This window comes from Pseudomonas sp. ADAK13 (assembly GCF_012935715.1).
Classification (GTDB): domain Bacteria; phylum Pseudomonadota; class Gammaproteobacteria; order Pseudomonadales; family Pseudomonadaceae; genus Aquipseudomonas.
Genome location: NZ_CP052860.1, coordinates 2,791,744 through 2,818,020, shown reverse-complemented (window position 1 = coordinate 2,818,020; position 26,277 = coordinate 2,791,744). Strand labels below are relative to the sequence as shown.

23 protein-coding genes are annotated in these 26,277 nt (G+C 61.2%); 13 read left to right on the top strand and 10 right to left on the bottom strand.

Annotated elements, in window-relative coordinates; all coding sequences use genetic code 11:
• Nucleotides 1-2: 2 nt before the first annotated feature.
• Entirely contained in the window at nt 3-1,043 is a 1,041-nt protein-coding gene (locus HKK54_RS13090; RefSeq protein ID WP_169386962.1) for a threonine aldolase family protein, read from the top strand.
• A 191-nt stretch (nt 1,044-1,234) separates the two neighbouring features.
• A complete protein-coding gene (locus tag HKK54_RS13085) occupies nt 1,235-1,435 on the top strand; it encodes a hypothetical protein (protein WP_169389279.1) in 201 nt (66 codons plus the stop codon).
• Between the two features lie 125 nt (nt 1,436-1,560).
• On the opposite strand, the gene gbcB is transcribed toward HKK54_RS13085, so the two are convergent.
• Entirely contained in the window at nt 1,561-2,661 is a 1,101-nt protein-coding gene (gene gbcB, locus HKK54_RS13075; protein WP_010167504.1) for a glycine-betaine demethylase subunit GbcB, read from the bottom strand.
• Nucleotides 2,662-2,944: 283 nt separating this feature from the next.
• On the opposite strand from gbcB, the gene gbcA reads away from it, so the two are divergent.
• Nucleotides 2,945-4,240 (top strand): glycine-betaine demethylase subunit GbcA, encoded by a 1,296-nt coding sequence (gene gbcA, locus HKK54_RS13070; protein ID WP_003216945.1) that lies wholly within the window; start codon nt 2,945-2,947, stop codon nt 4,238-4,240.
• A gap of 767 nt (nt 4,241-5,007) precedes the next feature.
• Here the strand turns inward: gbcA and etfB are convergent.
• The 6 genes from etfB to HKK54_RS13040 form a co-directional block, all read right to left on the bottom strand.
• Nucleotides 5,008-5,778, bottom strand: a complete 771-nt coding sequence (gene etfB / locus HKK54_RS13065) for an electron transfer flavoprotein subunit beta (RefSeq protein ID WP_010167509.1) — start codon at nt 5,776-5,778, stop codon at nt 5,008-5,010.
• Nucleotides 5,779-5,788: 10 nt separating this feature from the next.
• Complete coding sequence (gene etfA, locus HKK54_RS13060; protein ID WP_010167511.1) at nt 5,789-7,009, bottom strand: electron transfer flavoprotein subunit alpha; 1,221 nt, start codon at nt 7,007-7,009, stop codon at nt 5,789-5,791.
• Complete coding sequence (gene dgcB / locus HKK54_RS13055) at nt 7,006-8,949, bottom strand: dimethylglycine demethylation protein DgcB (protein WP_010167513.1); 1,944 nt, start codon at nt 8,947-8,949, stop codon at nt 7,006-7,008. The genes etfA and dgcB overlap by 4 nt, the downstream gene beginning before the upstream one ends.
• 185 nt (nt 8,950-9,134) lie before the next feature.
• Entirely contained in the window at nt 9,135-11,195 is a 2,061-nt protein-coding gene (gene dgcA / locus HKK54_RS13050) for a dimethylglycine demethylation protein DgcA (protein ID WP_010167515.1), read from the bottom strand.
• A 15-nt stretch (nt 11,196-11,210) separates the two neighbouring features.
• On the bottom strand, nt 11,211-11,741 hold the full coding sequence (locus tag HKK54_RS13045) for a DUF5943 domain-containing protein (RefSeq protein WP_005792152.1): 531 nt from the start codon (nt 11,739-11,741) through the stop codon (nt 11,211-11,213).
• Nucleotides 11,742-11,820: 79 nt separating this feature from the next.
• Nucleotides 11,821-12,798 carry a dipeptidase gene (locus tag HKK54_RS13040; protein WP_005792153.1) on the bottom strand — a complete coding sequence of 326 codons (978 nt, stop codon included), beginning with the start codon at nt 12,796-12,798 and terminating at the stop codon, nt 11,821-11,823.
• A 219-nt stretch (nt 12,799-13,017) separates the two neighbouring features.
• Here HKK54_RS13040 and HKK54_RS13035 point away from each other — a divergent pair, with 219 nt between their 5' ends.
• The 3 genes from HKK54_RS13035 (at nt 13,018) to HKK54_RS13025 (ending at nt 15,126) form a co-directional block, all read left to right on the top strand.
• On the top strand, nt 13,018-13,419 hold the full coding sequence (locus HKK54_RS13035; RefSeq protein WP_010167522.1) for a lysozyme inhibitor LprI family protein: 402 nt from the start codon (nt 13,018-13,020) through the stop codon (nt 13,417-13,419).
• 95 nt (nt 13,420-13,514) lie between these two features.
• The gene (locus HKK54_RS13030) at nt 13,515-14,672 is read left to right on the top strand and encodes an MFS transporter (RefSeq protein WP_169386961.1); all 1,158 of its coding nucleotides are present in this window, start codon (nt 13,515-13,517) and stop codon (nt 14,670-14,672) included.
• A 37-nt stretch (nt 14,673-14,709) separates the two neighbouring features.
• Complete coding sequence (locus HKK54_RS13025; protein WP_169386960.1) at nt 14,710-15,126, top strand: DUF3010 family protein; 417 nt, start codon at nt 14,710-14,712, stop codon at nt 15,124-15,126.
• 72 nt (nt 15,127-15,198) lie between these two features.
• On the opposite strand, the gene HKK54_RS13020 is transcribed toward HKK54_RS13025, so the two are convergent.
• The gene (locus HKK54_RS13020) at nt 15,199-16,143 is read right to left on the bottom strand and encodes a GlxA family transcriptional regulator (protein ID WP_169386959.1); all 945 of its coding nucleotides are present in this window, start codon (nt 16,141-16,143) and stop codon (nt 15,199-15,201) included.
• Nucleotides 16,144-16,336: 193 nt separating this feature from the next.
• On the opposite strand from HKK54_RS13020, the gene HKK54_RS13015 reads away from it, so the two are divergent.
• The 6 genes from HKK54_RS13015 to HKK54_RS12990 all read left to right on the top strand — a co-directional run bounded on the left by HKK54_RS13015 (nt 16,337) and on the right by HKK54_RS12990 (nt 21,739).
• Nucleotides 16,337-17,281: a choline ABC transporter substrate-binding protein gene (locus HKK54_RS13015; RefSeq protein ID WP_010167531.1), complete on the top strand. Its 945-nt coding sequence runs from the start codon at nt 16,337-16,339 to the stop codon at nt 17,279-17,281.
• Nucleotides 17,282-17,355: 74 nt separating this feature from the next.
• Nucleotides 17,356-18,243 carry a 3-keto-5-aminohexanoate cleavage protein gene (locus tag HKK54_RS13010; protein ID WP_169386958.1) on the top strand — a complete coding sequence of 296 codons (888 nt, stop codon included), beginning with the start codon at nt 17,356-17,358 and terminating at the stop codon, nt 18,241-18,243.
• A gap of 142 nt (nt 18,244-18,385) precedes the next feature.
• Entirely contained in the window at nt 18,386-19,351 is a 966-nt protein-coding gene (locus HKK54_RS13005) for an L-carnitine dehydrogenase (protein WP_010167535.1), read from the top strand.
• Between the two features lie 118 nt (nt 19,352-19,469).
• Nucleotides 19,470-19,946: a thioesterase family protein gene (locus HKK54_RS13000; RefSeq protein ID WP_010167537.1), complete on the top strand. Its 477-nt coding sequence runs from the start codon at nt 19,470-19,472 to the stop codon at nt 19,944-19,946.
• Between the two features lie 9 nt (nt 19,947-19,955).
• A complete protein-coding gene (locus HKK54_RS12995) occupies nt 19,956-21,116 on the top strand; it encodes a gamma-butyrobetaine dioxygenase (protein WP_169386957.1) in 1,161 nt (386 codons plus the stop codon).
• Between the two features lie 359 nt (nt 21,117-21,475).
• Nucleotides 21,476-21,739, top strand: a complete 264-nt coding sequence (locus tag HKK54_RS12990; protein WP_003216918.1) for a hypothetical protein — start codon at nt 21,476-21,478, stop codon at nt 21,737-21,739.
• A 105-nt stretch (nt 21,740-21,844) separates the two neighbouring features.
• Here the strand turns inward: HKK54_RS12990 and HKK54_RS12985 are convergent, their stop codons facing one another.
• Nucleotides 21,845-22,948, bottom strand: coding sequence for a GlxA family transcriptional regulator (locus HKK54_RS12985; RefSeq protein ID WP_003216915.1), 1,104 nt, complete (start codon nt 22,946-22,948; stop codon nt 21,845-21,847).
• 548 nt (nt 22,949-23,496) lie between these two features.
• Nucleotides 23,497-24,873 carry an L-serine ammonia-lyase gene (locus tag HKK54_RS12980; RefSeq protein WP_010167542.1) on the bottom strand — a complete coding sequence of 459 codons (1,377 nt, stop codon included), beginning with the start codon at nt 24,871-24,873 and terminating at the stop codon, nt 23,497-23,499.
• Between the two features lie 437 nt (nt 24,874-25,310).
• Between HKK54_RS12980 and HKK54_RS12975 the strand changes: the two genes are divergently transcribed.
• Complete coding sequence (locus HKK54_RS12975) at nt 25,311-26,258, top strand: choline ABC transporter substrate-binding protein (protein WP_017476446.1); 948 nt, start codon at nt 25,311-25,313, stop codon at nt 26,256-26,258.
• Nucleotides 26,259-26,277 lie beyond the last annotated feature (19 nt).

The window sequence follows — 26,277 nt, the reverse complement described above, 5'->3', positions numbered from 1 at the left end:
CCATGACCGACAAGAGCCAACAATTCGCCAGCGACAACTATTCCGGCATCTGCCCGGAAGCCTGGGCCGCCATGGAACTCGCCAACCAGGGCCATCAACGTGCCTATGGCGATGATGAATGGACCCACCGCGCCGCCGACGGTTTCCGCAAACTGTTCGAAACCGACTGCGAAGTGTTCTTCGCCTTCAACGGCACCGCCGCCAACTCCCTGGCCCTGTCTTCACTGTGCCAGAGCTACCATAGCGTGATTTGCTCGGAAACCGCCCACGTCGAAACCGACGAATGCGGCGCGCCGGAGTTTTTCTCCAATGGCTCCAAGCTGCTCACCGCCCGCACCGAAAACGGCAAGCTGACCCCGGAGTCGATCCGCGAGATCGCCCTCAAGCGCCAGGACATCCACTACCCGAAACCGCGCGTGGTCACCCTGACCCAGGCCACGGAAGTCGGCAGCGTGTACACCCCCGCAGAAATCCGCGCCATCAGCGTCACCTGCAAGGAACTGGGGCTGAACCTGCACATGGACGGCGCACGCTTCTCCAACGCCTGCGCGTTCCTCGGCTGCTCGCCTGCCGACCTGACCTGGAAAGCCGGGGTCGACGTGCTGTGCTTTGGCGGCACCAAGAACGGCATGGCCGTGGGCGAGGCGATCCTGTTCTTCAACCACAAGCTGGCCGAAGACTTCGACTACCGCTGCAAACAGGCCGGGCAGCTTGCATCAAAGATGCGCTTCCTGTCCGCACCGTGGGTAGGCCTGCTGGAAAACGACGCGTGGCTCAAGCACGCCCGTCACGCCAACCACTGCGCGCAATTGCTCAGCAGTTTGGTGGCGGACATTCCGGGGGTTGAGTTGATGTTCCCGGTGCAGGCCAACGGTGTGTTCCTGCAACTCTCGGAACCGGCCATTGCCGCGCTGACGGCCAAGGGCTGGCGGTTCTACACCTTCATCGGCAAAGGCGGCGCGCGCTTCATGTGTGCGTGGGACACCGAGGAAGAGCGCGTCAGAGAACTGGCCGCTGATATTCGGGAAGTGATGAGCGCCTGAAGTAGGAATCAAGCCAATGGATACTGGCGGAATGCCGAGACTGTTTTTTGATATTTCTGACAGCAACCAACCCCACTTTCATTGACTAGCCTCTTGGAACCCGAAAGGTGGCAGATACATCTGACACCTTTCGGGAACACCCGCCTGCCGAACCATCGGCCGGAAACGGAAATCCAGCAGAGGGCAACACCATGGAAGTCAATCGCTACGACAACAAACTGCAAGGCGACGGCACGGTCCAGACCACAGTCATCGACTGGGACGAGTTCAGAAAAACCGTGAAAGTCGGTGACACCATCAGCGAACAGACCCGGACATTGACCGTCACCGACAAAGTCTATGAATTGACAGCATCAGGCCAGCATTTCGTCATCCACATCTACGCCCAATAACCCCTGACTGATCGTTCCCACGCTCTGCGTGGGAATGCAGCCCGTGACGCTCCGCGCCACACAGCGGGACGCGGAGCGTCCGAGGAGGCATTCCCACGCGGAGCGTGGGAACGATCACTACCCACTTAAAACTCGATACGCACATCACCCTTCGGCACGCTGCAGCACGACAGGATGTAACCCTCGGCTTCATCTTCCTCGGTGATCCCGCCGTTGTGGTCCATTTCGACTTCCCCGCCCAGTTTCATCACCTTGCACGTCCCGCAGATCCCCATGCCGCAGGCTTTCGGAATCAGCAGGCCAAGCTTGGCCGCCGCTGCGTGGACGGTCTCGCCCGGTGCCACGCGGATGCTTTTGCCCGATGCAATGAATTCCACCTGGTGCAGATCCGCCAGGTCGATTTCCGGTGCGTCCGCCGCTTGCTCGGCTTGCTCCACCGCGTCGGCACGGGCTTCCGGTGGCGTGGCGCCGAAGGATTCCTCGTGATAGCGCGCCATGTCGAAACCGGAGGCTTCCAGCAGGCGTTTCACCGCGTTCATGTACGGCGTAGGGCCGCAGCAGAAGACTTCCCGCTCAAGGAAATCCGGCACCATCAGTTCGAGCATCTTGTGGTTCAGGTAGCCGCGATAACCGGCCCATGGCTCGCCAAGGCCATGCTTCTCGCAGATCAGGTGCAGGCTGAAGTTATCGATCCGCGACGCCATGTGCTCGAGTTCGCGGTGGTAGATGATGTCTTTGGGCGAGCGGGCGCTGTGGATAAACGTCATGTCGACGTTGGCGTTGGTGTCGTAGAACCAGCGCGCCATGGACATCACCGGGGTGATACCGACACCGCCGCTGAGGTACAGCACTTTCGGGCTCGGGAAGTCGATGGCGTTGAACAGGCCCACCGGCCCGTGCACCGCCAGTTCCTGGCCTTCGTGCAGTGTGTCATGCAGCCAGTTGGACACCCTGCCGCCCGGCACGCGCTTGATGGTCACCGAGAAGCTGTACGGCACCGACGGTGAACTGGAAATCGTGTAGGAGCGCATGATCGGCTGCCCTTCGATTTCCAGCTCCAGGGTGACGAACTGCCCGGGTTTGAAAAAGAACAGGATCGGCTGGTCGGCCATGAAGCAGAAAGTGCGCACGTCCCAGGTTTCCTGGATGACTTTGACGCAACGGACGATGTGCCGACCATTGGCCCAGGTCTGGGTAGTTACCGGATTCAGGAAGCTGTTGGACATGCTGTTCTCCACTGCCGTAGTTCGGCTTTATGGTGGCGATTCTGCGTAACGCGAGAACCACCCATTTACCTATCTGCGACATTCACATACTTATCGCGACCAGCCCCCATACCACGGGGGTTGCGCGTCGGGAACAGAGTGGGCCATGTCGCTCATGGATAAGGTTCTGGCCTGCGCCGGCCCCACACTCGCTCCCAACAACGACGCTTTCTTTACGCCTTGCTGCAAAACCTGATTAGCCACTTTTCGCCGGCCACACAGAATGGCCATGAGGACACACACGATGGACGTCACCGCAACCTTAAGCTTGGGCGATCCGCTGGAACCCGCACGCAAGGCCACCGCGCAAATGCTGCAAGAACGCGAGCGCACCTTTTCGCTGCCGCAGCCGTTTTACTCTGATGAGCGGCTGTTCGATATCGACATGCAGGAAATTTTCCAGAAAGAGTGGTTGATCGCCGGCATGACCTGCGAGATCCCCGCCAAGGGCAACTACATCACCCTGCAAGTGGGCAAGAACCCGATCATCGTGATCCGCGGCGCCGACGGCGTGGTGCATGCGTTCCATAACGTGTGCCGCCATCGCGGTTCGCGCTTGTGCACCAGCGACAAGGGCAAGGTCGCCAAGCTGGTCTGCCATTACCACCAGTGGACGTACGAGCTGGACGGCCGCCTGCTGTTCGCCGGCACCGAGATGGGCGCCGACTTCGACATGAAGCAGTACGGCTTGAAGCCTGTGAACGTGAAGACCGCCGGTGGCTATATCTTCATCAGCCTGTCGGAGAACCCGCCGGCCATCGACGACTTCCTGTCGACCCTGAGCCACTACATGGAACCCTACGACATGGAAAACACCAAGGTGGCGATCCAGACCACCTTGTTCGAAAAAGCCAACTGGAAGCTAGTGCTGGAAAACAACCGCGAGTGCTACCACTGCAACGCGTCGCACCCGGAACTGTTGAAAACCCTGCTGGAATGGGACGATGTCACCGACCCACGGGCCGACCAGGCCTTCAAGGACCACGTGGCCGCCTCCGCCGCCGCGTGGGACGCCGAGAAGATCCCTTACGCCCACGCCAGTTTCGGCCTGCGTAACCGCATCGTGCGCATGCCGCTGCTCAAGGGCACCGTGTCGATGACCCTCGACGGCAAGCAAGGCTGCAACAAGCTGATGGGCCGCATCAAGAACCCGGACCTGGGCTCGATGCGCATCCTGCACCTGCCACACTCGTGGAACCACTGCATGGGCGACCACATCATCGTGTTCACCGTGTGGCCGATCAGCGCCCAGGAAACCATGGTCACCACCAAGTGGATCGTGCACAAGGACGCCGTGGAAGGCGTGGACTACGACGTCGAGCGCATGCGCAAAGTGTGGGACGCCACCAATGACCAGGACCGGCGCCTGGCCGAAGAAAACCAGCGCGGCATCAACTCCACGGCGTACCAGCCGGGGCCGTATTCCAAGACCTATGAGTTTGGCGTGGTCAACTTTGTGGATTGGTACAGCGAGCGGATGCTGAGCAACCTGGGGGCGGCGCCGGCGCCGTATCTGAAAGGCGTTGCCGTACATGAGTAACCAGCTGACACGCTGCTGATCAAAATGTGGGAGCCGGGCTTGCCCGCGATAGCGATTTAACATTCAACCCCTCTGTTGGCTGTTACTCCGTCATCGCGGGCAAGCCCGGCTCCCACAATAATTTATGGCTGTACATAATTCATCCAACACCCTGACAGACCAATGGCGCCCTGGCTTCCAGCCATTGCCCAACAACTTATCCACAAAGCCACCCACAGCAATTGTGGGCAACTGCGCTTTCCTATCGAAATAAAATCAAGAAAATCCGTGACTTATTCAAAGAGACGGGTTTTATCCCGCATTGATCGTTTTTTGACCTAAAGCCTGAAAGCCACGCTCCGTATGGGCTACAGAGGAACGCAAACACCTTATCCACAGAAGCGCCAACAGACTTTGGGGGCAACTTTGGCCTGTCTGTGGAAAACCGCCTGTGACTGAGTGAAATCGCGGCCTCGAGAGGGAAAACCCGTCGAAAAGCCGATATTGATCATATTTTGATCAGACCACTGAAAGCCACGTTCTGCATGGCCTACAGCGGATAGCGAACATCTTATCCACAGAAGCACCAACAGACTTTGGGGGCAAGTGTGCGCCGGGCATTTTCCTTATCCACAGAAAAACCCAAGGAAAAACCGTCAGTTACGCTGGTTGTTTTTCATACAGCGGGCTGGAGGGCTTGATTTGCAAGGGCTGTGGACAGCCGCGAACAGGTTATCCACAGGCGGGTTAACAGGGATTGTGGGTAAAGCCACAATCCCTGGATAAGGTCAGCGAACCACGCCTTCTTCTATGAGCAACTTGAGAATGGCCTGGGCACCGTCTTGCGGGCTGACACCCTTGAGCACCTGCCCGCCACCGCCGCTGGCCTTGGCCGTGGCCGCTTTCATACGGTCGGCACCACTCTTGGCCTTGATCACCTTGAGGCGCTTGGGCCGTGGTTTGGCCGGTTGCAACACAGCGCCTGTGAATAACTCATCCTCCAACACCTCGACGTCATGGGCTTCCAGCACGCCGCGCTGAGCCGGCCCGTAGGCGCTTTGCCGGGGCTTGGGCGCCGCGTTATCCACCGTGGCCAGGAACGGCAAGCGCACCTTCAAGCGCCGCCGCTGGCCACGTGGCAGCGCTTGGAGTACATGGGCCACGCCGCCGTCGATGGATTCCACCTGGGCCAGGCCGACAATCAGCGGCCAGCCCAACTGCTCGGCCAGCAGGAACGGCAACATTCCCGAGCCTTCGCCGGTTTCCGCCTGGCTGCCGGTGAGTACCACGTGGGCGCCCGCGTCCCGCAGATAGTCACTGAGCGCCGGCAAAGCATCCGTCCCGGCCGGTTGTTCAAGCACATGCAACTGCGGCAAACCCATGCCCAGGTAAGCGCGCAGGGTCGGTTCGGCGATGTCGCCGGCGTGCAGCACTTGCAGGTTATCCCCAGCCAGTTGCAGGCCCAGTTCCACCGCACGGGCATCTTGCTCGGCACGGCGAGGCCGGCCGGAAGTCGGGTGGGCGCCGATGGACACCAGGCTGATTACGTTCGTCGTCATGGCCATTTCCTTAAGCCGCATCGCGCTTGGCGCCATTGCGGTAGGCCTCGACCGCAACGATCAAGGCTTGCAGAATCGCGGCGCTTTCGCCGATCACCGACAGGTCGGCACGCTTGATCATGTCGCAGCCCGGGTCGAGGTTGATCGCCACCACCTTGTCGCAGGCACCAATGCCTTGCAGGTGCTGGATCGCCCCGGAAATCCCCACCGCCACGTAGACCCGTGCGGTGACCCAGGTGCCGCTGGCGCCGACCTGCCGATCACGCGCCATAAAGCCATCGTCCACCGCCACCCGAGAGGCGCCTTCTGTTGCGCCCAACGCGGCGGCAGTCTGGTGGAACAGTGCCCAGTCCTTGACCCCGTTGCCGCCAGAGAAAATAAACTCCGCTTCGGCCATGGGAATCGCTGCCGGGTCCACGGCCACCGCGCCCAAATCTTCGATGCGCGGCAAGCTGCGGGCCAGGCTGGTGGATAACTCCACCGTCAGTACTTCATGACGGGTTTCACTGACGGGCTCCGCGCACTCCGCCGCGGCCAGGATCATTCGTGGCAGTGGCCGGGCCAAATCCTGCTGGCCAGCACCTGCGCGGCCAATACATTCCTGGCCCTTGATCTGCCAGACCCGCGTGGCCGGGCGTTCCTTGAGGCTGGCGGCAAAGCGCCGGCCCAATTCGCCGCCACCGCTGCGGCTGTCCGGCAGCAGCCAGTGGCGCGGGTTGAACTGGTTATCCACAGCCCGCAGGCCATGCACCCGTTGCTCCGGTGAATAACCGTCGAACTCGTGGCCGTCCAGCACCAGCAGCCGATCCACACCAGCAGTGGCAAAGGCGTTTTCCTTGTGCTCGCCGAATACCACGGCCAGCACGGCACCGTCGTTGCCGGCCAACTGCCGGGCCAGGCCCAGCAGGTCGCGGTCGTGGCTGCTCAGACGGCCGCCGACCATGTCCGGCACCACGTTGATGTAAAACGCCGGCGCGGCCACCTGATGCAACGGCAACTGCACTTCCACTGCCGCAGAACGCTTGACCGCGCCACCCTGTTGAGCACCGCTGCGGTCGATACGCTTGATGCCGTTGGGGCCGATAAAACCGACACCATGCACATTTTTGCGGATGACGCCGTTCGGTCCCATCCAGCTGTGTTGCACCGGCTGCATCGCCGCGTGCAGCGGGTGCAGGCGGTTGCGGGCGATCCATTCGGCCCGTGGGTCGCGGCGGATAATATCGCTCATATATGCACCTGCGCAGGTTCGCGTTTCGGGGTCTTGGCCGGGGCTGCGTCTTCGAGCAAGGCGTCGGCCACCAACTCGGCGATGTCCTTGATCAGCGGACGCGGCTCGACCACACCTTCAAGCATCGCTGTGCACTGTGGACACCCCACGGCCACCAGCTCGGCGCCGGTCTCGCGGATGTCTTCCATGCGCATGTCGGGAATCCGTTGCTTGCCGGGAATGTCGGTGATCGGCGCCCCGCCACCGCCGCCGCAGCAGCGTGAGCGGAAGCCGGAACGTTGCATCTCCTTGACCTCGATCCCCAGCGCCCGCAGCACGTGGCGCGGCGCTTCGTATTCGCCGTTGTAGCGGCCCAGGTAGCACGGGTCGTGATAGGTCACGCTGCTGCCTTTGTGCTGGCCCAGGTTCAGGGCGCCGGCGTCGATCAGTTCGGCCATGTAGGTGCTGTGGTGCTGCACGACGTAGTTGCCGTCAAAGGCGCCGTATTCGTTTTTCAGCACATGGAAACTATGAGGGTCGCAGGTGACGATGCGCTTGAAGCTGTACTTGGCCAGGGTCTGGATATTGCGTGAGGCCAACATCTGGAACGTTGCCTCATCGCCAAGGCGGCGGGCGACGTCACCGCTGTCACGCTCTTCAAGGCCCAGTACCGCGAAGTCGACCTTGGCCGCTTTCAGCACTTTGACGAAGGCGCGCAGGGTGCGCTGGTTGCGCATGTCGAAGGCGCCGTCGCCGACCCAGAACAGAACGTCGACGGTTTTTTTGTCGCTGAGCAATGGCAGGTTCAAGTCCGCCGCCCAGTTCATCCGCCCGCCCGGTGCGAAACCGCCCGGGTTGTCGGTGGCGATCAGGTTTTCCAGGACTTCGGCGCCCTTGTTCGGGGTCGCGCCTTTCTCCAGGGTGAGGTGGCGGCGCATGTCGACGATGGCGTCCACGTGCTCGATCATCATCGGGCACTCTTCCACGCAGGCGCGGCAGGTGGTGCACGACCACAGGGTCTCGGCGTCCACCAGGCCGTTGACGATTGGCTGGTGCGGGCTACCGGCATGTTCGCCAATGGCTTTGCCCGGATAGGGACTGCCAGCGAACTTGGCATCGGTGCCACCGGCCAGGCCGACGACCATGTCCTGAATCAGTTTTTTCGGGTTCAGCGGCTGGCCGGCGGCGAACGCCGGGCACGCGGCTTCGCACTTGCCGCACTGCACGCAGGCGTCGAAGCCGAGCAGTTGGTTCCAGGTGAAATCCACCGGCTTTTCCACGCCGAGGGGCGCGGTCTTATCGGCGAGATTCAGGGGCTTCAAACCGGTGGAACGGCCACCACCGAAGCGTTCGGCGCGGCGGTGCCAGGCCAGGTGCAAGGCACCCGCGAAGGCGTGCTTCATCGGGCCGCCCCAGGTCATGCCGAAGAACATTTCGGACACGCCCCACAGCACGCCCAGGCTGAGCAAGGCGGCGAGCAGCCAGCCGCCGAAGTCGGCAGGCAGAATCCCGGCCACCGGCAAGGTCACCAGGAAGAAGCTCACCGAGAACGCCATCAGGCTTTTCGGCAGGCGCATCCACGGGCCTTTCGACAGGCGCGCAGGCGGGTTGCGACGACGCAGGTAAACGAAGGTGGCGCCGACAAACATCAATACCGAGGCCAGCAGCAACGCGTAGCCGAGGATGCGGTTATGCAGGCCGAAACCATGCACCAGGATCGCCAGCAGCGCCGAAAGCACAAAGCCCAGGGCGGTGGCGACGTGGGTGTTGGCGATGTATTTGTCGCGGGCGACCACGTGGTGCAAGTCGACCATGTAGCGCTTGGGCATGGCCAAAAGGCCGCCGAGCAGGTCGACCTTGGAGGACCGGCCGCGGCGCCACATGTTCACCCGGCGCAGCGCGCCGAGGACCGCAAGGCCCAAGGCAGCAAAGAGCAGGATGGGAAGCAGGGTGTTCAACATGGTGAAGCTCCCAAAGACCACACAGGTCTTGTATGGAAACCGGCTCAATGTGGGAGCTGGCTTGCCTGCGATGGCAACAACTCGGTTTCACTTGAAACCGAGCCGCCTGCATCGCGGGCAAGCCCGGCTCCCACAGAAAAGCCGGCTCCCACATTGATCGGTTTCCACATTGGTTCGGTGTTGGGTCAGAAATCCTTGCACAGGCGCAGGGCGTCGTAGATGGCGGCGTGGGTATTACGCTGGGCCACACAGTCACCAATGCGGAACAGCAAGTACCCCTCGCCCGGCTCGCTCAGGCACGGTTGCGGCTTGATCGCGAACAGGGCTTCGATGTCCATCTGGCCCTTGTTGCGCGAGCCTTCCTTGAGCCCGTAATAGATCTCTTCGTCAGGACGCACGCCGTTCTCGACCACCACTTGATCGACCACCCGTTCCTCTTTGGCCCCGGTGTATTCGTTCTCCAGCACCGCCACCAGCTTGTCGCCCTCGCGGTAGACCTTTTCCAGCATCATGTCGCCGGTCATGATCACTTCCTTGGGGTACATGCTGCGGTAGTACGTCGGGAACGATGTACCGCCGATGGCCACGCCCGGCTTGATGTCGTCGGTGACGATCTCGACCTGGCTGCCCTTGTCCGCGAGGAAGTCCGCCACCGACATGCCGGTGAACTCGCAAATGGTGTCGTACACCAGCACGTTCTTGCCCGGTGCAACCTTGCCGTCGAGCACATCCCAGCTGCTGACCACCAGGCCTTCCGCCGCGCCCCAGTGTTCGTTCTGCTCCAGGAACGGATGACCGCCCACCGCCAGCACCACCACGTCCGGACGCAGGTCGAGGATGGTCGCCGCGTCCGCCGCCACGCCCAGGCGCAGGTCGACGTTCAGGCGTGCCAGTTCCAGCTGGAACCAGCGGGTGATCCCGGCAATCTGGTCGCGCTGCGGGGCCTTGGAAGCGGTGGTAATTTGGCCGCCGATAAATTCTTTCTTCTCGAACAGCGTCACGTCGTGGCCCCGTTCGGCGGCCACCCGTGCCGCTTCCATCCCGGCCGGGCCGGCACCCACCACCACGACTTTGCGTTTAGGCCCGGCGGATTTCTCGATGATGTGCGGCACGCCCATGTATTCACGGGAGGTGGCGGCGTTCTGGATGCACAGCACGTCCAGGCCCTGGTACTGCCGGTCGATGCAGTAGTTGGCGCCGACGCACTGTTTGATCTGGTCGATCTGGCCCATCTTGATCTTGGCGATCAGGTGCGGGTCGGCGATGTGGGCGCGGGTCATGCCGACCATGTCCACGTAGCCGCCTTCCAGAATACGGGTCGCCTGGTTCGGGTCCTTGATATTCTGCGCGTGCAGCACCGGGGCCTTGACCACTTCCTTGATCCCGGCCGCCAAGTGCAGGAAGGGCTCCGGTGGATAACTCATGTTCGGGATGACGTTGGCCAGGGTGTTGTGGGTATCACAGCCCGAGCCGACCACGCCGATAAAGTCCAGCATGCCGGTGTCGTCGTAGTACTTGGCGATCTGTTTCATGTCCTCGTGGGACAAGCCGTCCGGGTGGAATTCATCGCCGCACAAACGGATGCCCACGCAGAAATCCGGGCCGACTTCCTTGCGCACCGCCTTCAATACTTCAAGGCCGAAACGCATGCGGTTTTCGAAGCTGCCGCCCCACTCGTCAGTACGTTTGTTAACCCGTGGGCTCCAGAACTGGTCGATCATGTGCTGGTGCACCGCCGACAGTTCCACGCCGTCCAGGCCACCGGCCTTGGCGCGTGCCGCCGCAGTGGCGTAGTTGCCGATCACCCGCCAGATTTCCTCCGGCTCGATGGTTTTGCAGGTCGCACGGTGCACCGGCTCGCGGATGCCCGACGGCGACAGCAACGTGGGCCAATGCTCGCCATCCCAGCGCGAACGACGGCCCATGTGGGTAATCTGGATCATGATCTTGGCGCCATGCTTGTGCATGGCATCGGCCAGGTTCTGGAAGTGCGGGATGATCCGGTCATCCGCCAGGTTCACCGATTTCCACCAGCCTTGGGGGCTGTCGATGGCGACACTGGAAGAACCGCCGCAGATCGCCAGGCCGATCCCGCCCTTGGCTTTCTCTTCGTAATACTTCACATAGCGGTCGGTGGTCATGCCGCCGTCGGTGGCATACACCTCGGCGTGGGCGGTACTGAGCACGCGGTTGCGGATGGTCAGTTTGCCGATCTGGATCGGCGCAAACATTGCTTCGAAAGCCATGGCAGGGTCCTCGACTTACAACGGCTTGACGGTGAACAGGCCGTCGTCGTGGCCCTCTTCGGAGCCGCCGTAGACTTGCTCGGCCACGGTGCGGATTTTGCTGCCGCGGGCTTCGAGGATCTGATCCATCGCGCCGGCAAACCAGCCGGTGAACATGTAGTCGACCTTGCGCCCGACCTTGCCGTACACATACACGAATGCCGAGTGTTCGAGCTTGACGCTGGCGGTGCCTTTGTCGAGGTCGATGTCCTGGATCTTGAACAGGCCCCAGCCGCGTTGCGACAGGCGCTTCATGTAGTGCTCGAACACCGCGACGCCTTCCAGGCCGTGGCATTCAGCTTCTTTTTCACACCAGTGCCAGGCGGATTTGTAACCGGCCTTGTAGAGGATTTCGGCGTAGGCGTCGGCCCCCAGGACTTCTTCGATACCCATGTGGTTGTTGACGAAGAAATGGCGCGGCACGTACAGCATCGGCAGGGCGTCGGAGGTCCAGACACCGGTTTCGCTGTCGACTTCGATAGGCAATTGAGGGGCGATCTTGGCCATGGAAACTTAACTCCAAACAATTCGGTTTATTGCCCGCTGCGCGGACGGCAGCGGGAAAGGATTCAGAAGATGCGGTGGCTTATTCGCCCCAGACGTCCTTCAGGACGTTGACCCAGTTTTCGCCCATGATCTTGCGCACCACGCGCTCAGGATGGCCGCGCTTGAGCAGGGTCTCGGTGAGGTTGGGGAACTCGCCCACGGTGCGGATGCCCAGCGGGTTGATGATCTTGCCGAAGCTGGTCAGGCGGCGGGCGTAGCCCTTGTCGTGGGTCAGCATTTCAAAGAAATCCTGGCCATGGCCCTGGGTGAAGTCGGTGCCGATGCCGATGGCGTCTTCGCCCACGATGTTCATGGTGTATTCGATGGCTTCGGCGTAGTCGTCGATGGTCGAATCGATGCCCTTGGCCAGGAACGGCGCGAACATGGTCACGCCGACAAAACCACCGTGGTCGGCGATGAACTTCAGTTCTTCATCGGACTTGTTGCGCGGGTGCTCTTTGAGGCCCGACGGCAGGCAGTGGGAGTAGCACACCGGCTTTTTCGATTCGAGGATGACTTCTTCGGAGGTCTTGGAGCCCACGTGGGACAGGTCGCACATGATGCCGACGCGGTTCATCTCGGCGACGATCTCGCGACCGAAGCCCGACAGGCCGCCGTCGCGCTCGTAGCAGCCGGTGCCCACCAGGTTCTGGGTGTTGTAGCACATCTGCACCACGCCAACCCCGAGCTGCTTGAAGATCTCGACGTAGCCGAGCTGGTCTTCAAACGCATGGGCGTTCTGGAAGCCGAAAATGATGCCGGTCTTGCCCTGTTCCTTGGCGCGACGGATATCGGCGGTGGTTTTCACCGGGATCACCAGGTCGCTGTTCTCGCGGATCAGGGTCTGGCTGGCCACGATGTTGTTAATGGTGGCCTGGAACCCTTCCCATACCGACACGGTGCAGTTGGCAGCGGTAAGGCCACCCTTGCGCATGTCTTCGAACAGGTCGCGGTTCCACTTGGCAATGATCAGCCCGTCGATAACGATGCTGTCGGCGTGCAATTCGGCTGGGCTCATCAGGCGTCCCCTTATTGGCGATTCATGCGCCGAATCGTCTGCCGGCGCTTTGGGGCCAGCATATGCCCCGGGGCAGAAGGAGCCGGGTGCAAAAACGACAAGGGAATTGCCGAAAGCGTCAATCCGCGACAAAGGCCAACATGACATCTCCGACGGGTATCTGTTCTTTGTCTTACGCTTGAGCCAGAATTTGCTCATCAACTGATATGAGACGGCGCAATGAAATCGATTTTCCTGGCTTTGGCACTCATCGCAACCGGCGTGCACGCGGCCGAAGACACCGACAACACGCCTTGCGATGGCATCGAGAACGACAAACAAACCCTGGAATGCGCCACCTATAACAAAACCACCGCCGAACAGCTGCTCAAGGATAACTACCAGGGGCTGCTGGAACGCATGGGTTCGACCTATGGCAGCAACAAGACGCAGCTGGCGGACATTACCGCTCGTCTGAAGGATGCCCAGCAGAAGTGGGAAAAGTTACGTGACGCGGATTGCGCCGTGGATACGTTCCCGGCGGTGGCGGGCAGCAAGGAGTATGCGATCCAGCAGAATGACTGTTTGGCGCGGATGAGTGATGAGCGGTCGGAGTTTTTGGAGTCGATTGGGCAGGAGTAATCCGTAGGCAATTCCACGAAACCCGTGATTGTTGACTTGCCAGTCAAGCGGCTCGTTCGCCATGATCGCCGTCCATTTCTTTTGTGCGGCGCCCCATGAACCCACGCATCTACCTCCTTGCCCTCGCCGCCTTCGTCGCCGGTATCGATGAAAACCTGGTGGGCGGGATTCTGCCGCTGTTGTCCCGGGAACTGGGCGTCACCCTGAGTGCTGCCGGGCAGCTGACGGCGGTGTTTTCCCTGACCTTTGCCCTGTGCGCCGCGCCTCTGCTGTCGCTGACGTCGCGCATTGAGCGGCGCTCCCTGCTGACTGCCGCGTTGCTGACCTTTGCGGTGGGCAACCTGGGCTCCGGGCTGGCGGTGAATTACTGGATGCTGCTGGTCTGTCGCATCATCAGCGCGGCCAGTTGTGCGTTGGTGGTGGTGCTGGCGTCGACCCTCTCGGCATCGCTGGTGGACGCTCGCTTGCGTGGGCGGGCGATCGGCATTGTGTTCATGGGCATCAGCGGTTCGCTGGTGCTTGGGATTCCGCTGGGGATTGCCGTAAGCGAGTCGCTCAGTTGGCGTGCGCCGTTCCTGCTGCTGGCACTGCTGGCGGTGGTGATCGCCGCACTGTTGCGCTTGAGCCTGCCGACGTTTGCCAGCCGCCCGCCCACCTCGTTGCGTGATTACTGCAGGCAACTGGTGATTCCCAAGCTGCTGTTGGCGCAACTGGTGTCGGTGTTGCTGTTGACCGGGCATTTTGTGCTGTTCGCCTACCTGGCGCCTTACGTGCAACAGACCATGGGCATCCATGGCGTTTCCTTGAGTTATCTCTATGTGTTCTTTGGCATCGCGGCCATCAGCGGTGGTTATTGCGGCGGCTGGCTGTCGGACCGGCTGGGGTTCAAGCGCGCGCTGGTGTTGATCCCGGCGCTGTTCACCCTGGTCATGGCGTTGCTGCCATGGGCCACCGGTTCGCTGGCGAGTTTCCTGGCGCTGTACGCGTTGTGGATGGCCTTGAGTTGGACCATCTCGCCGGTGGTGCAGAACTATTTGCTGCACACCGCACCCGAATCGGGTGAGGCCAATGTGGGGATCAACACCTCGGCGATGCACCTGGGCGTGGCCTTGGGCGCGGCGCTGGGCGGTGTGGTAATCGCCAAGGGCAGCCTGGAAATCACGCCGCTGGTAGGTGCACTGGTGACTGCATTGGCCCTGGGGGCCGCGTGCCTGAGCCTGATGGCCGGAGCGCGCCAACCGGCTCGGGCCTGATACCATTCGGGCCCTCTCCACTTTCCAAGGCGCCCCCATGACTATCTGCGGCATCGAAATCAAAGGCAGTGAAGCCATCATCGCCGTCGCCTCGCTGGACGGCCAGGCACTGAGCCACGTTGCCCTGGCCACCAAGAAAATCGCCCTTGAAGACGATGATGAGGCGGCCAACGTCAAGGCCTTCGCTGCTCAGGTGAGTGCGTTTGTGCGGGACAACGCGATCACCCGCATCGCCATCAAGAAGCGCAGCAAGAAAGGCGAATTCGCCGGTGGCCCGACCACGTTCAAGATTGAAGGGGTGTTTCAGTTGCTGGAAGGCGTTGAAGTGACGCTGCTGTCGCCGCAGACCATCAACGCGCAGAGCAAGAAACACGACTTTGCCCTGCCGGCGACGCTGAACAAGTATCAGCATGAGGCTTACAAGGCTGCATGCTCGGCACTGATGAAGAAATAAGCCACACCACACATCCCCTGTGGGAGCGGGCTTGCTCCCACATTTGATCTGCGTTGTTCTCAAGAGCGGTATTCACACCGCTTCCCGTCGCCGATCTTCCCGCGGGCACTTGGCAAACCTCGCCCGGTAACTGCGTGTGAAATACGACGGCGACTCAAACCCGCAGGCGATGCTCACCTCCAGCACACTCATGTCGCTCTGGCGCAACAATTGCCGCGCCTTCTCCAGCCGCAAGCCGAGGTAGAAATTGCTCGGTGTGTCGTTCAGGTGCAGCCGAAACAGCCGCTCCAATTGCCGCCGCGTCACCTTGATCGTCTCCGCCAGTGCCAGTGTGCTCAGCGGCGGTTCGGTGTGCTGCTCCATCTCGCCAATCACCTGCACCAGCTTCTTGTTGTTGATGCCGTAGCGCGTGGCGATCTGCATGCGTTGGTGGTCTTTGCGCGGGCGGATGCGGCCGAGCACAAACTGTTCGGACACCTGGATCGCCAACTCCGGCCCATGGGCCTGGCTGATCAGGTCGAGCATCAGGTCGATGGACGCGGTGCCGCCCGCCGAGGTGATGCGCCGTCGATCGATCTCGAACAGCTCCTGGGTCACCGTCAGCTGTGGATAAGATTCCTTGAAGGCGTCGATGGCTTCCCAGTGCAGGGTCAGGCGGTGGCCGTCGAGCAGGCCCGCTTCGGCGAGCACGCAGGCGCCGGTGTCGATGGCGCCCAGGGTCACCCCGTCGTGGTCAAGGCGGCGCAGCCAGTGTTCCAGGGCCGGCGTGGCGAACTTTAGCGGTTCGAAGCCGGCCACCACCAATAGGGTCGCGCCCTTCTTCAATGGCTCCAGGGCGGCGTCGGCGTTGACCGACATGCCGTTGCTCGCCAGCACCGCGCCGCCGTCGGCGCTCAAGACGTGCCAGCGGTACAGTTCGCCACGAAAGCGATTGGCAACCCGCAGCGGTTCGATCGCGGAGATAAAGCCAATGGCGGAGAAACCCGGCATCAGCAGAAAGTAGAAATCCTGGGACATGGAGCGCTCTCGTAGGACGGACAGCGTGGTCACTGTGATTCGCCAGTTCAATCGGTCATTCAAGGGGGCAGGTCGCTGCAGTGCAAGAGCTGGTCGCCGCCGTGCGTTTTGTCGCCTCTGAAGCTGCGTAACTTGGCTGCACGGCGCACAAAGACGCCGGAACCCACAATAACAACCTGCCGAGGGAACCACCATGAACCGACTGATCAGCCGCTGCGTGCTCGCACTCAGCGCCAGCGCCATTTTGAGCACTAACGTCATGGCAGCCGATGCGGCTTCTTGCCAGAACGTGCGCATGGGCGTGGTGAACTGGACCGACGTAATCGCGACCAGCGCCATGACTCAAGTGTTGCTCGACGGCCTCGGCTACAAGACCAAACAAACCAGCGCCTCCCAGCAAATCATCTTTGCCGGGATCCGCGACCAGCGCCTGGACCTGTTCCTGGGCTACTGGAACCCGTTGATGACCCAGACCATCACCCCGTTTGTCGACGCCAAGCAGGTCAAGGTGCTCGACAAGCCGTCGCTGGAAGACGCCCGCGCGACCTTGGCGGTGCCGACTTACCTGGCTGACAAGGGCCTGAAAACCTTCGCCGACATCGCCAGGTTTGAAAAGGAACTGGGTGGCAAGATCTACGGCATCGAACCGGGCTCGGGAGCCAACACCCAGATCAAGGCGATGATCGCCAAGAATCAATTTGGCCTCGGCAAATTCCAGCTGGTGGAATCCAGCGAGGCCGGCATGCTCGCCGCCGTCGACCGCGCCGTGCGCCGCAAGGAAGCCGTGGTGTTCTTCGGCTGGGCGCCGCACCCGATGAACGTCAATGTGGCCATGACTTACCTCACCGGCAGCGATGACGCCCTGGGCCCGAACGAAGGCATGGCCACCGTGTGGTCGGTCACTTCGCCGACCTACGCCGAGCAATGCCCCAACGTGCACAAGCTGCTCAGCAACCTGACCTTCACCGCCGCCGACGAGAGCCGAATGATGCAGCCGCTGCTGGATCACAAGGACGCTCTCGAATCGGCCAAGCAATGGCTCAAGGATCACCCGCAAGACCAGCAGCGCTGGCTGGAAGGCGTGACCACCTTTGACGGCAAACCGGCCGCCGCCAACCTGCAATTGACCAGCAAATAACCTTTTCTGAATCACCGTTTCGCAGCCGCTCCCGGCTGCGAACGGCATCACCACGCCTGTAAGGAACCTGCCTCATGAACCACGACGTCATCATCACCTGCGCACTCACCGGTGCTGGCGACACGACCGCCAGAAGCCCTCACGTGCCGGTCACTCCCAAACAAATCGCTGCCGCTGCGGTGGAAGCAGCCAAGGCCGGTGCCACCGTGGTGCATTGCCACGTACGTGACCCCCAAACCGGCAAGTTCAGCCGCGACGTGGCGCTGTACCGCGAAGTGATGGAGCGCATCCGCGAGGCGGACGTCGACATCATCGTCAACCTCACCGCCGGCATGGGTGGCGACCTGGAAATCGGTGGCGGCGAGAACCCCATGGAGTTCGGCCCCAACACCGATCTGGTCGGCCCGTTGACCCGCCTGGCCCATGTGGAAGAACTGTTGCCGGAAATCTGCACCCTCGATTGCGGCACCCTGAACTTCGGCGATGGCGACACCATTTACGTCTCCACCCCGGCCCAGCTGCGGGCGGGCGCCAAGCGTATCCAGGAGCTGGGCGTTAAAGCCGAGCTGGAAATTTTCGACACGGGTCACCTGTGGTTCGCCAAGCAGATGATCAAGGAAGGCTTGCTCGACAACCCGCTGTTCCAGCTGTGCCTGGGCATCCCATGGGGCGCGCCGGCCGACACCACCACCATGAAGGCCATGGTCGACAACCTGCCGGCTGATGCGGTGTGGGCCGGCTTCGGGATTGGGCGCATGCAGATGCCAATGGCGGCGCAAGCGGTGCTGCTGGGCGGCAACGTGCGGGTCGGCCTGGAAGACAACCTGTGGCTGGACAAGGGCGTACTGGCCACCAACGGCCAACTGGTGGAACGCGCCAGCGAAATCCTCAGCCGCCTCGGTGCACGGGTCATGACCCCTGCCGAAGGCCGGATCAAGATGGGTTTGACCAAGCGCGGCTGACTGTTCCGAACAGCACCGAACCTTGTGGGAGCCGGGCTTGCCCGCGATTGCGGCACACCTGCACCGAATACAGCTGCTGACACACCGCTATCGCAGGCAAGCCAGCTCCCACATTGATCACCGAACTCTTTAGGAATTTGCCATGAGCTTTATCACTGAAATCAAAACCTTCGCAGCGCTGGGCAGCGGTGTTATCGGCAGCGGCTGGGTGTCCCGCGCCCTGGCCCACGGCCTGGATGTGGTGGCCTGGGACCCGGCGCCCGGCGCCGAAGGGGCCCTGCGCAAACGTGTCGCCAATGCCTGGGGCGCCCTGGAAAAACAAGGCCTGGCACCCGGCGCATCGCAAGACCGTCTGCGCTTTGTGGCCACAATTGAAGAGTGCGTGAAAGACGCCGACTTCATCCAGGAAAGCGCCCCGGAACGCCTGGAGTTGAAGCTGGAATTGCACAGTAAGATCAGCGCGGCAGCCAAGCCGAATGCGTTGATTGGTTCGAGTACGTCGGGGCTGTTGCCGAGTGAGTTTTATGAAGGCTCCACGCACCCGGAACGCTGCGTGGTGGGTCACCCGTTCAACCCGGTTTACCTGTTGCCGCTGGTGGAAGTGGTAGGCGGTAAAAACACTGCACCCGAAGCCATTCAGGCGGCGATCAAGGTGTACGAATCCCTCGGCATGCGCCCTTTGCACGTGCGCAAAGAGGTGCCCGGTTTTATCGCCGATCGCTTGCTGGAAGCCTTGTGGCGTGAGGCGTTGCACCTGGTCAACGACGGGGTGGCAACCACCGGCGAGATCGACGATGCGATTCGCTTTGGCGCCGGTCTGCGCTGGTCATTCATGGGCACGTTCTTGACCTATACGCTGGCAGGCGGCGATGCCGGCATGCGGCACTTCATGGCGCAGTTCGGCCCGGCCTTGCAGTTGCCGTGGACCTATTTGCCGGCACCGGAATTGACCGACAAGTTGATCGACGATGTGGTGGACGGCACCAGCGATCAGTTGGGCAAACACAGCATTTCGGCGCTGGAGCGCTATCGTGATGATTGCCTGCTGGCGGTGCTGGAGGCGGTGAAGACCACCAAGGAAAAACACGGCATGACTTTCGCCGAATAACGGCTGTTGATTTCCTGTGGGAGCTGGCTTGCCTGCGATGGCGGTGGCGAATCTTGCACCGTCATCGCAGGCAAGCCAGCTCCCACATTTGACCGAGTACATACCCGGAACCCATGACATGCCCGCACTCACCACCTACACCACCAAAGTCCTCCCCGAGTGGGTCGACTACAACGGCCACCTGCGCGATGCGTTCTACCTGCTGATCTTCAGCTACGCCACCGATGCGCTGATGGACACCCTGGGCCTGGACAGCGAAAACCGCGAAGCCAGCGGTAACTCGCTGTTCACCCTGGAACTGCACCTCAACTACTTGCACGAAGTGAAGCTGGGCGCCGACGTCGAGGTGCACACCCAGCTCATCGCCCACGACCGCAAACGCCTGCACCTCTATCACAGCCTGCATCGGGTGGGCGACGAGAAGGAGTTGGCCGGCAACGAGCAAATGCTGCTCCACGTCGACCTCGCCGGCCCGCACTCGGCGCCATTCAGTGACGCGGTGCTGGGCAAACTTGCAAGCATCAGCGCCGAACAAACCGACCTGCCGAAGCCCGCCCTGCTCGGCCGCGTGATTGGACTGCCATCCCAAAAATAAGGAATCGCCATGCAAACCGCCGCCGCTGTTGCCGACTTCCGTACTTACCCGCTGATCAGTGACCTGGCCGACGTGCAGGTGCACGGCGATCACCTCAGCGTGCGATGGGCCGATGGGCGGGTCAGTCCGTTCCATCACCCGTGGCTGCGGGACAACTGCCCGTGCCCTGTTTGCGTCTACAGCGTGACCCGTGAACAAGTGCTGGAAATCGTCGATGTGGACGAAAACCTCACGGCCCTCAGTGCGTGTATCGACCAGGGTTTTCTGACGGTGGAATGGAGCGGCGGGCATCGCAGCCAATACGATCCCGGGTGGTTGCGGGCGCACGCCTACGACGATGAGTCCCGCGCCGAACGCCGGGCTGCCAAACCGAAATCCCTGCTGTGGGACCGTACGTTCGAGCTGCCCGTATTCGACTACTCGGCGCTGATGGAAGACCCGAAAGCCCTGCTGCAATGGCTGCTGGCTTTGCGTGACAGCGGCCTCACCCAAGTGCGCGGCGTGCCCACCGAACCTGGCTCACTGGCGCTGATCGCCAAGCGCATTTCGTTCATCCGCGAGAGCAATTTCGGCGTGCTGTTCAACGTGCAATCCAAGGCCGATGCCGACAGTAACGCCTACACCGCATTCAACCTGCCGCTGCACAGTGATTTGCCGACGCGAGAGCTGCAACCCGGGCTGCAATTCTTGCACTGCCTGGTGAACGACGCCGACGGTGGCGAGAGTATTTTTGTCGACGGTTTCGCCATTGCCCGAGCCTTGCGCGATGAAGACCCCGAAGCCTTTCACGCGCTGTGCGAGATCCCGGTAGAGTTCCGCAACAAGGACCGTCACAGCGACTATCGCCGGCTGGCGCCGATCATCGCGTTGGATGCATTGGGAGAGGTCGCCGAGATTCGCATGGCCAACTTTCTGCGCGGGCCGTTTGAAGCGCCAGCCGCGCAGATGCCGTTGCTGTATCGCGCCTATCGCCGGTTTATTGCGATGACCCGGGAAGAGCGTTTTCGGTTGGTCAAGCGTCTGAATCCGGGCGAGCTGTGGTGCTTTGATAATCGCCGGACCCTGCATGCGCGCAATGCGTTTGATCCGGCGTCCGGCGCGCGGCATTTCCAGGGCTGCTATATCGATCGGGATGAGTTGTTGTCCCGGATATTGGTGTTGCAAAGGTAGACCGCCATCGCAGGCAAGCCAGCTCCCACATTTGAAGGTATTCACAAATCAAAATGTGGGAGCTGGCTTGCCTGCGATGAGGCCAGTTGCAACCCCACAAATCCCAGCCAAAAAAAGCCCCGATCCAGCCGTGACAGGATCGGGGCAGAGTGCTTTGTGTGAGCGGTGCATCCCGAGGGTGACCAAACCTTCAAGCTGCTTGCTGGGTTCCAGTGTGCACATTCCGCGCGTTCATAAATGGCCCGAAAACGACCTGTTCATAGGTGTCCCGGACATTCGCGCATTCAGGCCTTGCCGACTCGGTGATGGCCTACCAGAATCGAACTCAATCCCCCGCTCCCCTAACAAGGATAAACGTCATGATGCACGCGGATTTGATTGACCAGGATGACCTGCTGGGCCAACTGCGGTCGTTGGGTTTCGAAGTGTCCAGCGGCGCGACCGCCGAGCAGGCTTGTGAATGCGCGGTACGCGGTTTGAGTGCGGCGCGGGCCAAGGCACTCAAGGGTATGGTTGAGCAGATGTACACCGGCAGCGCGACGATTTTGCCGGCGGTGAGGCAAGCGATCGACAAGCAGTTGTTGCCGGCGTTGGTGCAGTTCAGGCAGAACTCTGGCGCCTGACAGACCGCTATCGCGGGCAAGCCCGGCTCCCACATTGATCGGTGTTTTGAGCAATAACTCGGTCAAATGCAGGAGCTGGCTTGCCTGCGATGCAGGCGACCCGGTCTAGAGCCTTACACTCGCAAACGTCGACTCATTGCGCGCCTGGCTCAACGCCGACAACGGCCCAGACAACGGTGACAACACCAGCGCCTGGGGAATCGGCATCATCGCAACCTGTTGCGTGGTGTTGGAACCCACGCGCTCATCCCGCGGCGGAATGCCGAAGTATTCGCGATAGCACTTGGAGAAGTGCGGCGTGGAGACAAACCCGCACACCGACGCCACTTCGATGATCGACATCGGCGTTTGCTTGAGCAACTGCCGCGCACGAATCAAGCGCAACTTGAGGTAGTAGCGCGACGGCGAACAGTGCAGGTATTTCTGGAACAACCGCTCCAGCTGACGCCGGGAAACCGCGACGTACACCGCCAGCTCATCAAGGTCGATCGGCTCTTCCAGGTTGGCTTCCATCAGCGCGACGATTTCCTGCAGTTTCGGCTGGTTGGTGCCGAGCATGTGCTTGAGCGGCACACGCTGGTGATCCTGTTCGTTGCGGATGCGCTCGTACACAAACATCTCGGAGATCGCCGCCGACAATTCACGGCCGTGGTCGCGGCTGATCAGGTGCAGCATCATGTCCAGCGGCGCGGTGCCGCCCGAACTGGTGAAGCGGTTGCGGTCGAGGGTGAACAGGCGTGTGCTCATCGCCACGCGGGGGAAAGCCTCCTGCATCGACGCCAGGCATTCCCAGTGTACGCTGCAATCAAAGCCATCCAGCAGGCCGGCGCAAGCCAGGGCCCAACTGCCGGTGCACACCGCGCCGAGGCGACGGGACTGGCGCGCCTGGCTTTGCAGCCACGACACATGTTCACGGGTCACGGTGCGCTGGATACCCACGCCGCCGCAGACAATCACAGTGTCCAGGGCCGGGGCTTTGTGCATGGAAGCATCGGGGGTGATTTGCAGACCGTCGCTGGCCCACACCTGGTTTCCGTCGACACTCAACGTCGTCCAGCGATACAGCTCGCGGCCGGAAAGTTGGTTGGCCATACGCAGCGGTTCGACTGCGGAGGCCAGGGAAATCAGCGTGAAATTGTCCAGCAGCAAAAAGCCGATGGATTGAGGCGCACGGTTCTGGGGTTGAGCCCCTGAGTTGAACGACGTCATCGCGGTATCTCCTCACACAAAGCGGGTGATGGCCTCAGGCGAGGCTCTTGTTATTGCGCTCATCACCTTAAGGAAACTCCTGTGGCGAGAGGCTTTGTATTGATAGAGCAAATGCCATGCCTAAAGTTGAATGCGCATTCAATAACTCCTGAAAACGACCTCATGACGCGTCTATATAAGCCCGCGCATGGAGTGGGGGATATGACCCGGAAAAGACGTGAGAGAACGCAGGCTCAAGGGGTGTGAGCAGATCGGTAGCACTTGTGGGAAGGGAGAGAAACGACGTGGGAAAAGTCTGTCACCACAAGCACGGGTGACAGGTGGTCACGAGGGGAAATCGTTCGGGAGCTACTTATCTAATTGCGACGCGCTAAAAGGTGGCGCTTTTGGTTCGGGTGTTCACTTTATGAGCAAGGCTGTTCTTCTGTGGCGAGGGAGCTTGCTCCCGCTGGAGTGCGAAGCGCTCCCAAGATTTTGGGGCTGCTGCGCAGCCCAGCGGGAGCAAGCTCCCTCGCCACAGCAAGCTCCCTCGTCACATAAAAGCTGGATCAACACTCGACAGCACTCACCGCCAACCCGCCCCGCGACGTTTCCTTGTACTTGTCATGCATATCCGCCCCGGTATCACGCATGGTGCGGATCACCCGGTCCAGCGAGATAAAGTGTTGGCCATCACCCCGCAGCGCCATCTGCGCCGCGTTGATCGCCTTCACTGCGGCAATTGCATTGCGCTCGATGCACGGCACCTGCACCAGCCCGCCTACCGGGTCGCAGGTCAGGCCAAGGTTGTGTTCCAGGCCAATCTCCGCCGCGTTGCATAACTGCTCCGGCGTCGCACCGAGGATCTCCGCCAGCCCCGCCGCCGCCATGGCGCACGCCGAGCCGACTTCACCCTGGCAGCCGACTTCGGCACCCGAGATCGACGCGTTCTTTTTACACAGGATGCCCACCGCCGCCGCGCCGAGGAAATAGTCGACCACGTTGGCCTCGGTCACCTCTTCGCTGAATTTCATAAAGTAGTGCAGCACCGCCGGGATGATCCCCGCCGCGCCATTGGTAGGAGCCGTGACCATGCGCCCGCCGGCGGCGTTTTCTTCATTCACCGCCAGGGCAAACAGGTTGACCCACTCCATCGCGCTCAAGGTTGAGCCGATCACATTCGGCTTGCCCAACTCCTGCAAGCTGCGGTGCAACTTGGCGGCACGCCGCCGTACATTGAGGCCGCCGGGAAGAATGCCTTCGTGCTTGAGCCCCTGCTCCACGCAATCCTGCATGGCGCGCCAAAGCTTCATCAGGCCGCTGCGGATCTCGTCTTCCGAGCGCCAGGTTTTTTCATTCGCCAACATCAGTTCAGCGACCCGCAGGTTGTGGGTCTTGCACAGCTGGAGCAACTCCACCGCGCTGGAAAAGTCATAGGGCAGCTCGGTGCGGTCCATGTCTGCCACACCGCTGGCGGCCTGGGCTGCATCCACTACAAATCCACCGCCTACGGAGTAGTAGGTGTCGCGGTGCAACTCACCGTTATCACCAAACACCACCAGGGTCATGGCATTGGGGTGGAAGGGCAGGTTCTCGTCGATCAGGCGCATGTCTCGCGCCCATATGAAAGGCACCGGCAAACGTGCGTCCAGCAGCAGTGTGTTGGTCTCGCGCAGGGTTTCGATGCGGATGCCGATTTGCGACGGATCAATCGCGTCCGGCCACTCGCCCATCAGGCCCATGATCACCGCGTTATCGCTGCCGTGACCGATGCCGGTGGCCGACAAGGAGCCGTACAGCTGAACTTCGACGCGCCTCACTTGTTCCAATACATCACGTTCACGCAGTCCTTGAACGAACAACGCCGCGGCGCGCATGGGGCCGACGGTGTGAGAACTCGAAGGCCCAATGCCGATCTTGAACAGGTCGAAAACGCTGATAGCCATTGCCGTGAAACTCCTCGATGAGCACAGGCCAGGCGTGAAAAAGCGCCTGGTGACGGAGCTGCTACGCTCATGTCGCAATCCGCCGAGATGCGGCCATCATCAAGCTTTTGCTGGTGCTCACGGCGTCTCACACCGACGTACCCATGCTCATCAGCGCCGCTGTTGTGGAAGGCGACGTTTTGGCCGTTTTTTGCGGTGCAGATCGGTAAAAAGTGCAGTTTTGCCGTGGAAAAAATCTGTAAGCGACGTCACCGACACTGGATACGACCATCCCTGTACTGGATACGACGCCCCCTGTAGGCGTCAGATTTTCACTGGTACATGATCAGTCTCGACTCGTTTGCACAGTTGCGTGGCAGAGCTGTGCCGCACGCCCAACCGCAACACCTATAAGCGCGGTGTGATCGCCGCCAGAAAAACACCAGGAGTCCACCCCCATGAAAGGTTCCCCGTCGTTGTTGTTGGCCGCCATGCTGAGTCTGCCAGTCCTGGCTCACGCTGCAGAACCGGCGCAATGCCAGACCGTCAACTTCTCCGATGTCGGCTGGACCGACATCACCGTCACCACCGCCACCACCAGCGAAGTCCTCAAGGGCCTCGGCTACAAACCCCGCACCACGATGATTTCCGTTCCGGTGACCTACAAGTCCCTGGCTGACGGCAAGAACATGGACATCTTCCTCGGCAACTGGATGCCGACCATGGAAAACGACATCAAGCAGTACCGTGATGCCGGCACCGTGGAAACCGTGCGCGCCAACCTGGAAAACGCCAAGTACACCCTGGCCGTACCGGAAGCGCTGTACAACAAGGGCCTGAAAGACTTCGCCGACATCGTCAAATTCAAGGATGAACTGGGCGGCAAGATCTACGGGATCGAGCCGGGCAACGACGGTAACCGCACCATCCAGACCCTCATCGACAAAGACGCCTTTGGCCTGAAAACCGCAGGCTTCAAAGTGGTCGAATCCAGCGAAGCCGGGATGCTCTCGCAGGTGGAACGCGCCACCAAACGCGACCAGGCCATCGTGTTCCTCGGCTGGGAACCGCACCCGATGAACACCCGCTTCAAGATGAAGTACCTGACCGGGGGTGATGATTCATTCGGCCCCAACTACGGCCAGGCCACCATCTACACCAACGTTCGCAAGGGCTACACCCAGGAATGCAGCAACGTGGGCCAGTTGCTGAAAAACCTGTCGTTCACCCTGAACATGGAAAGCACCCTGATGGGTAACGTCCTGGACGACAAGATGAAGCCTGACGCAGCCGCCAAGGCGTGGCTGAAGAAGAACCCGCAAGTGCTCGACACCTGGCTGGCCGGTGTGACCACTGTCGATGGCAAACCAGGACTGGAGGCCGTCAAAGCTTACCTCGCCAAGTAAACCGCTGACCCCGGGCCGG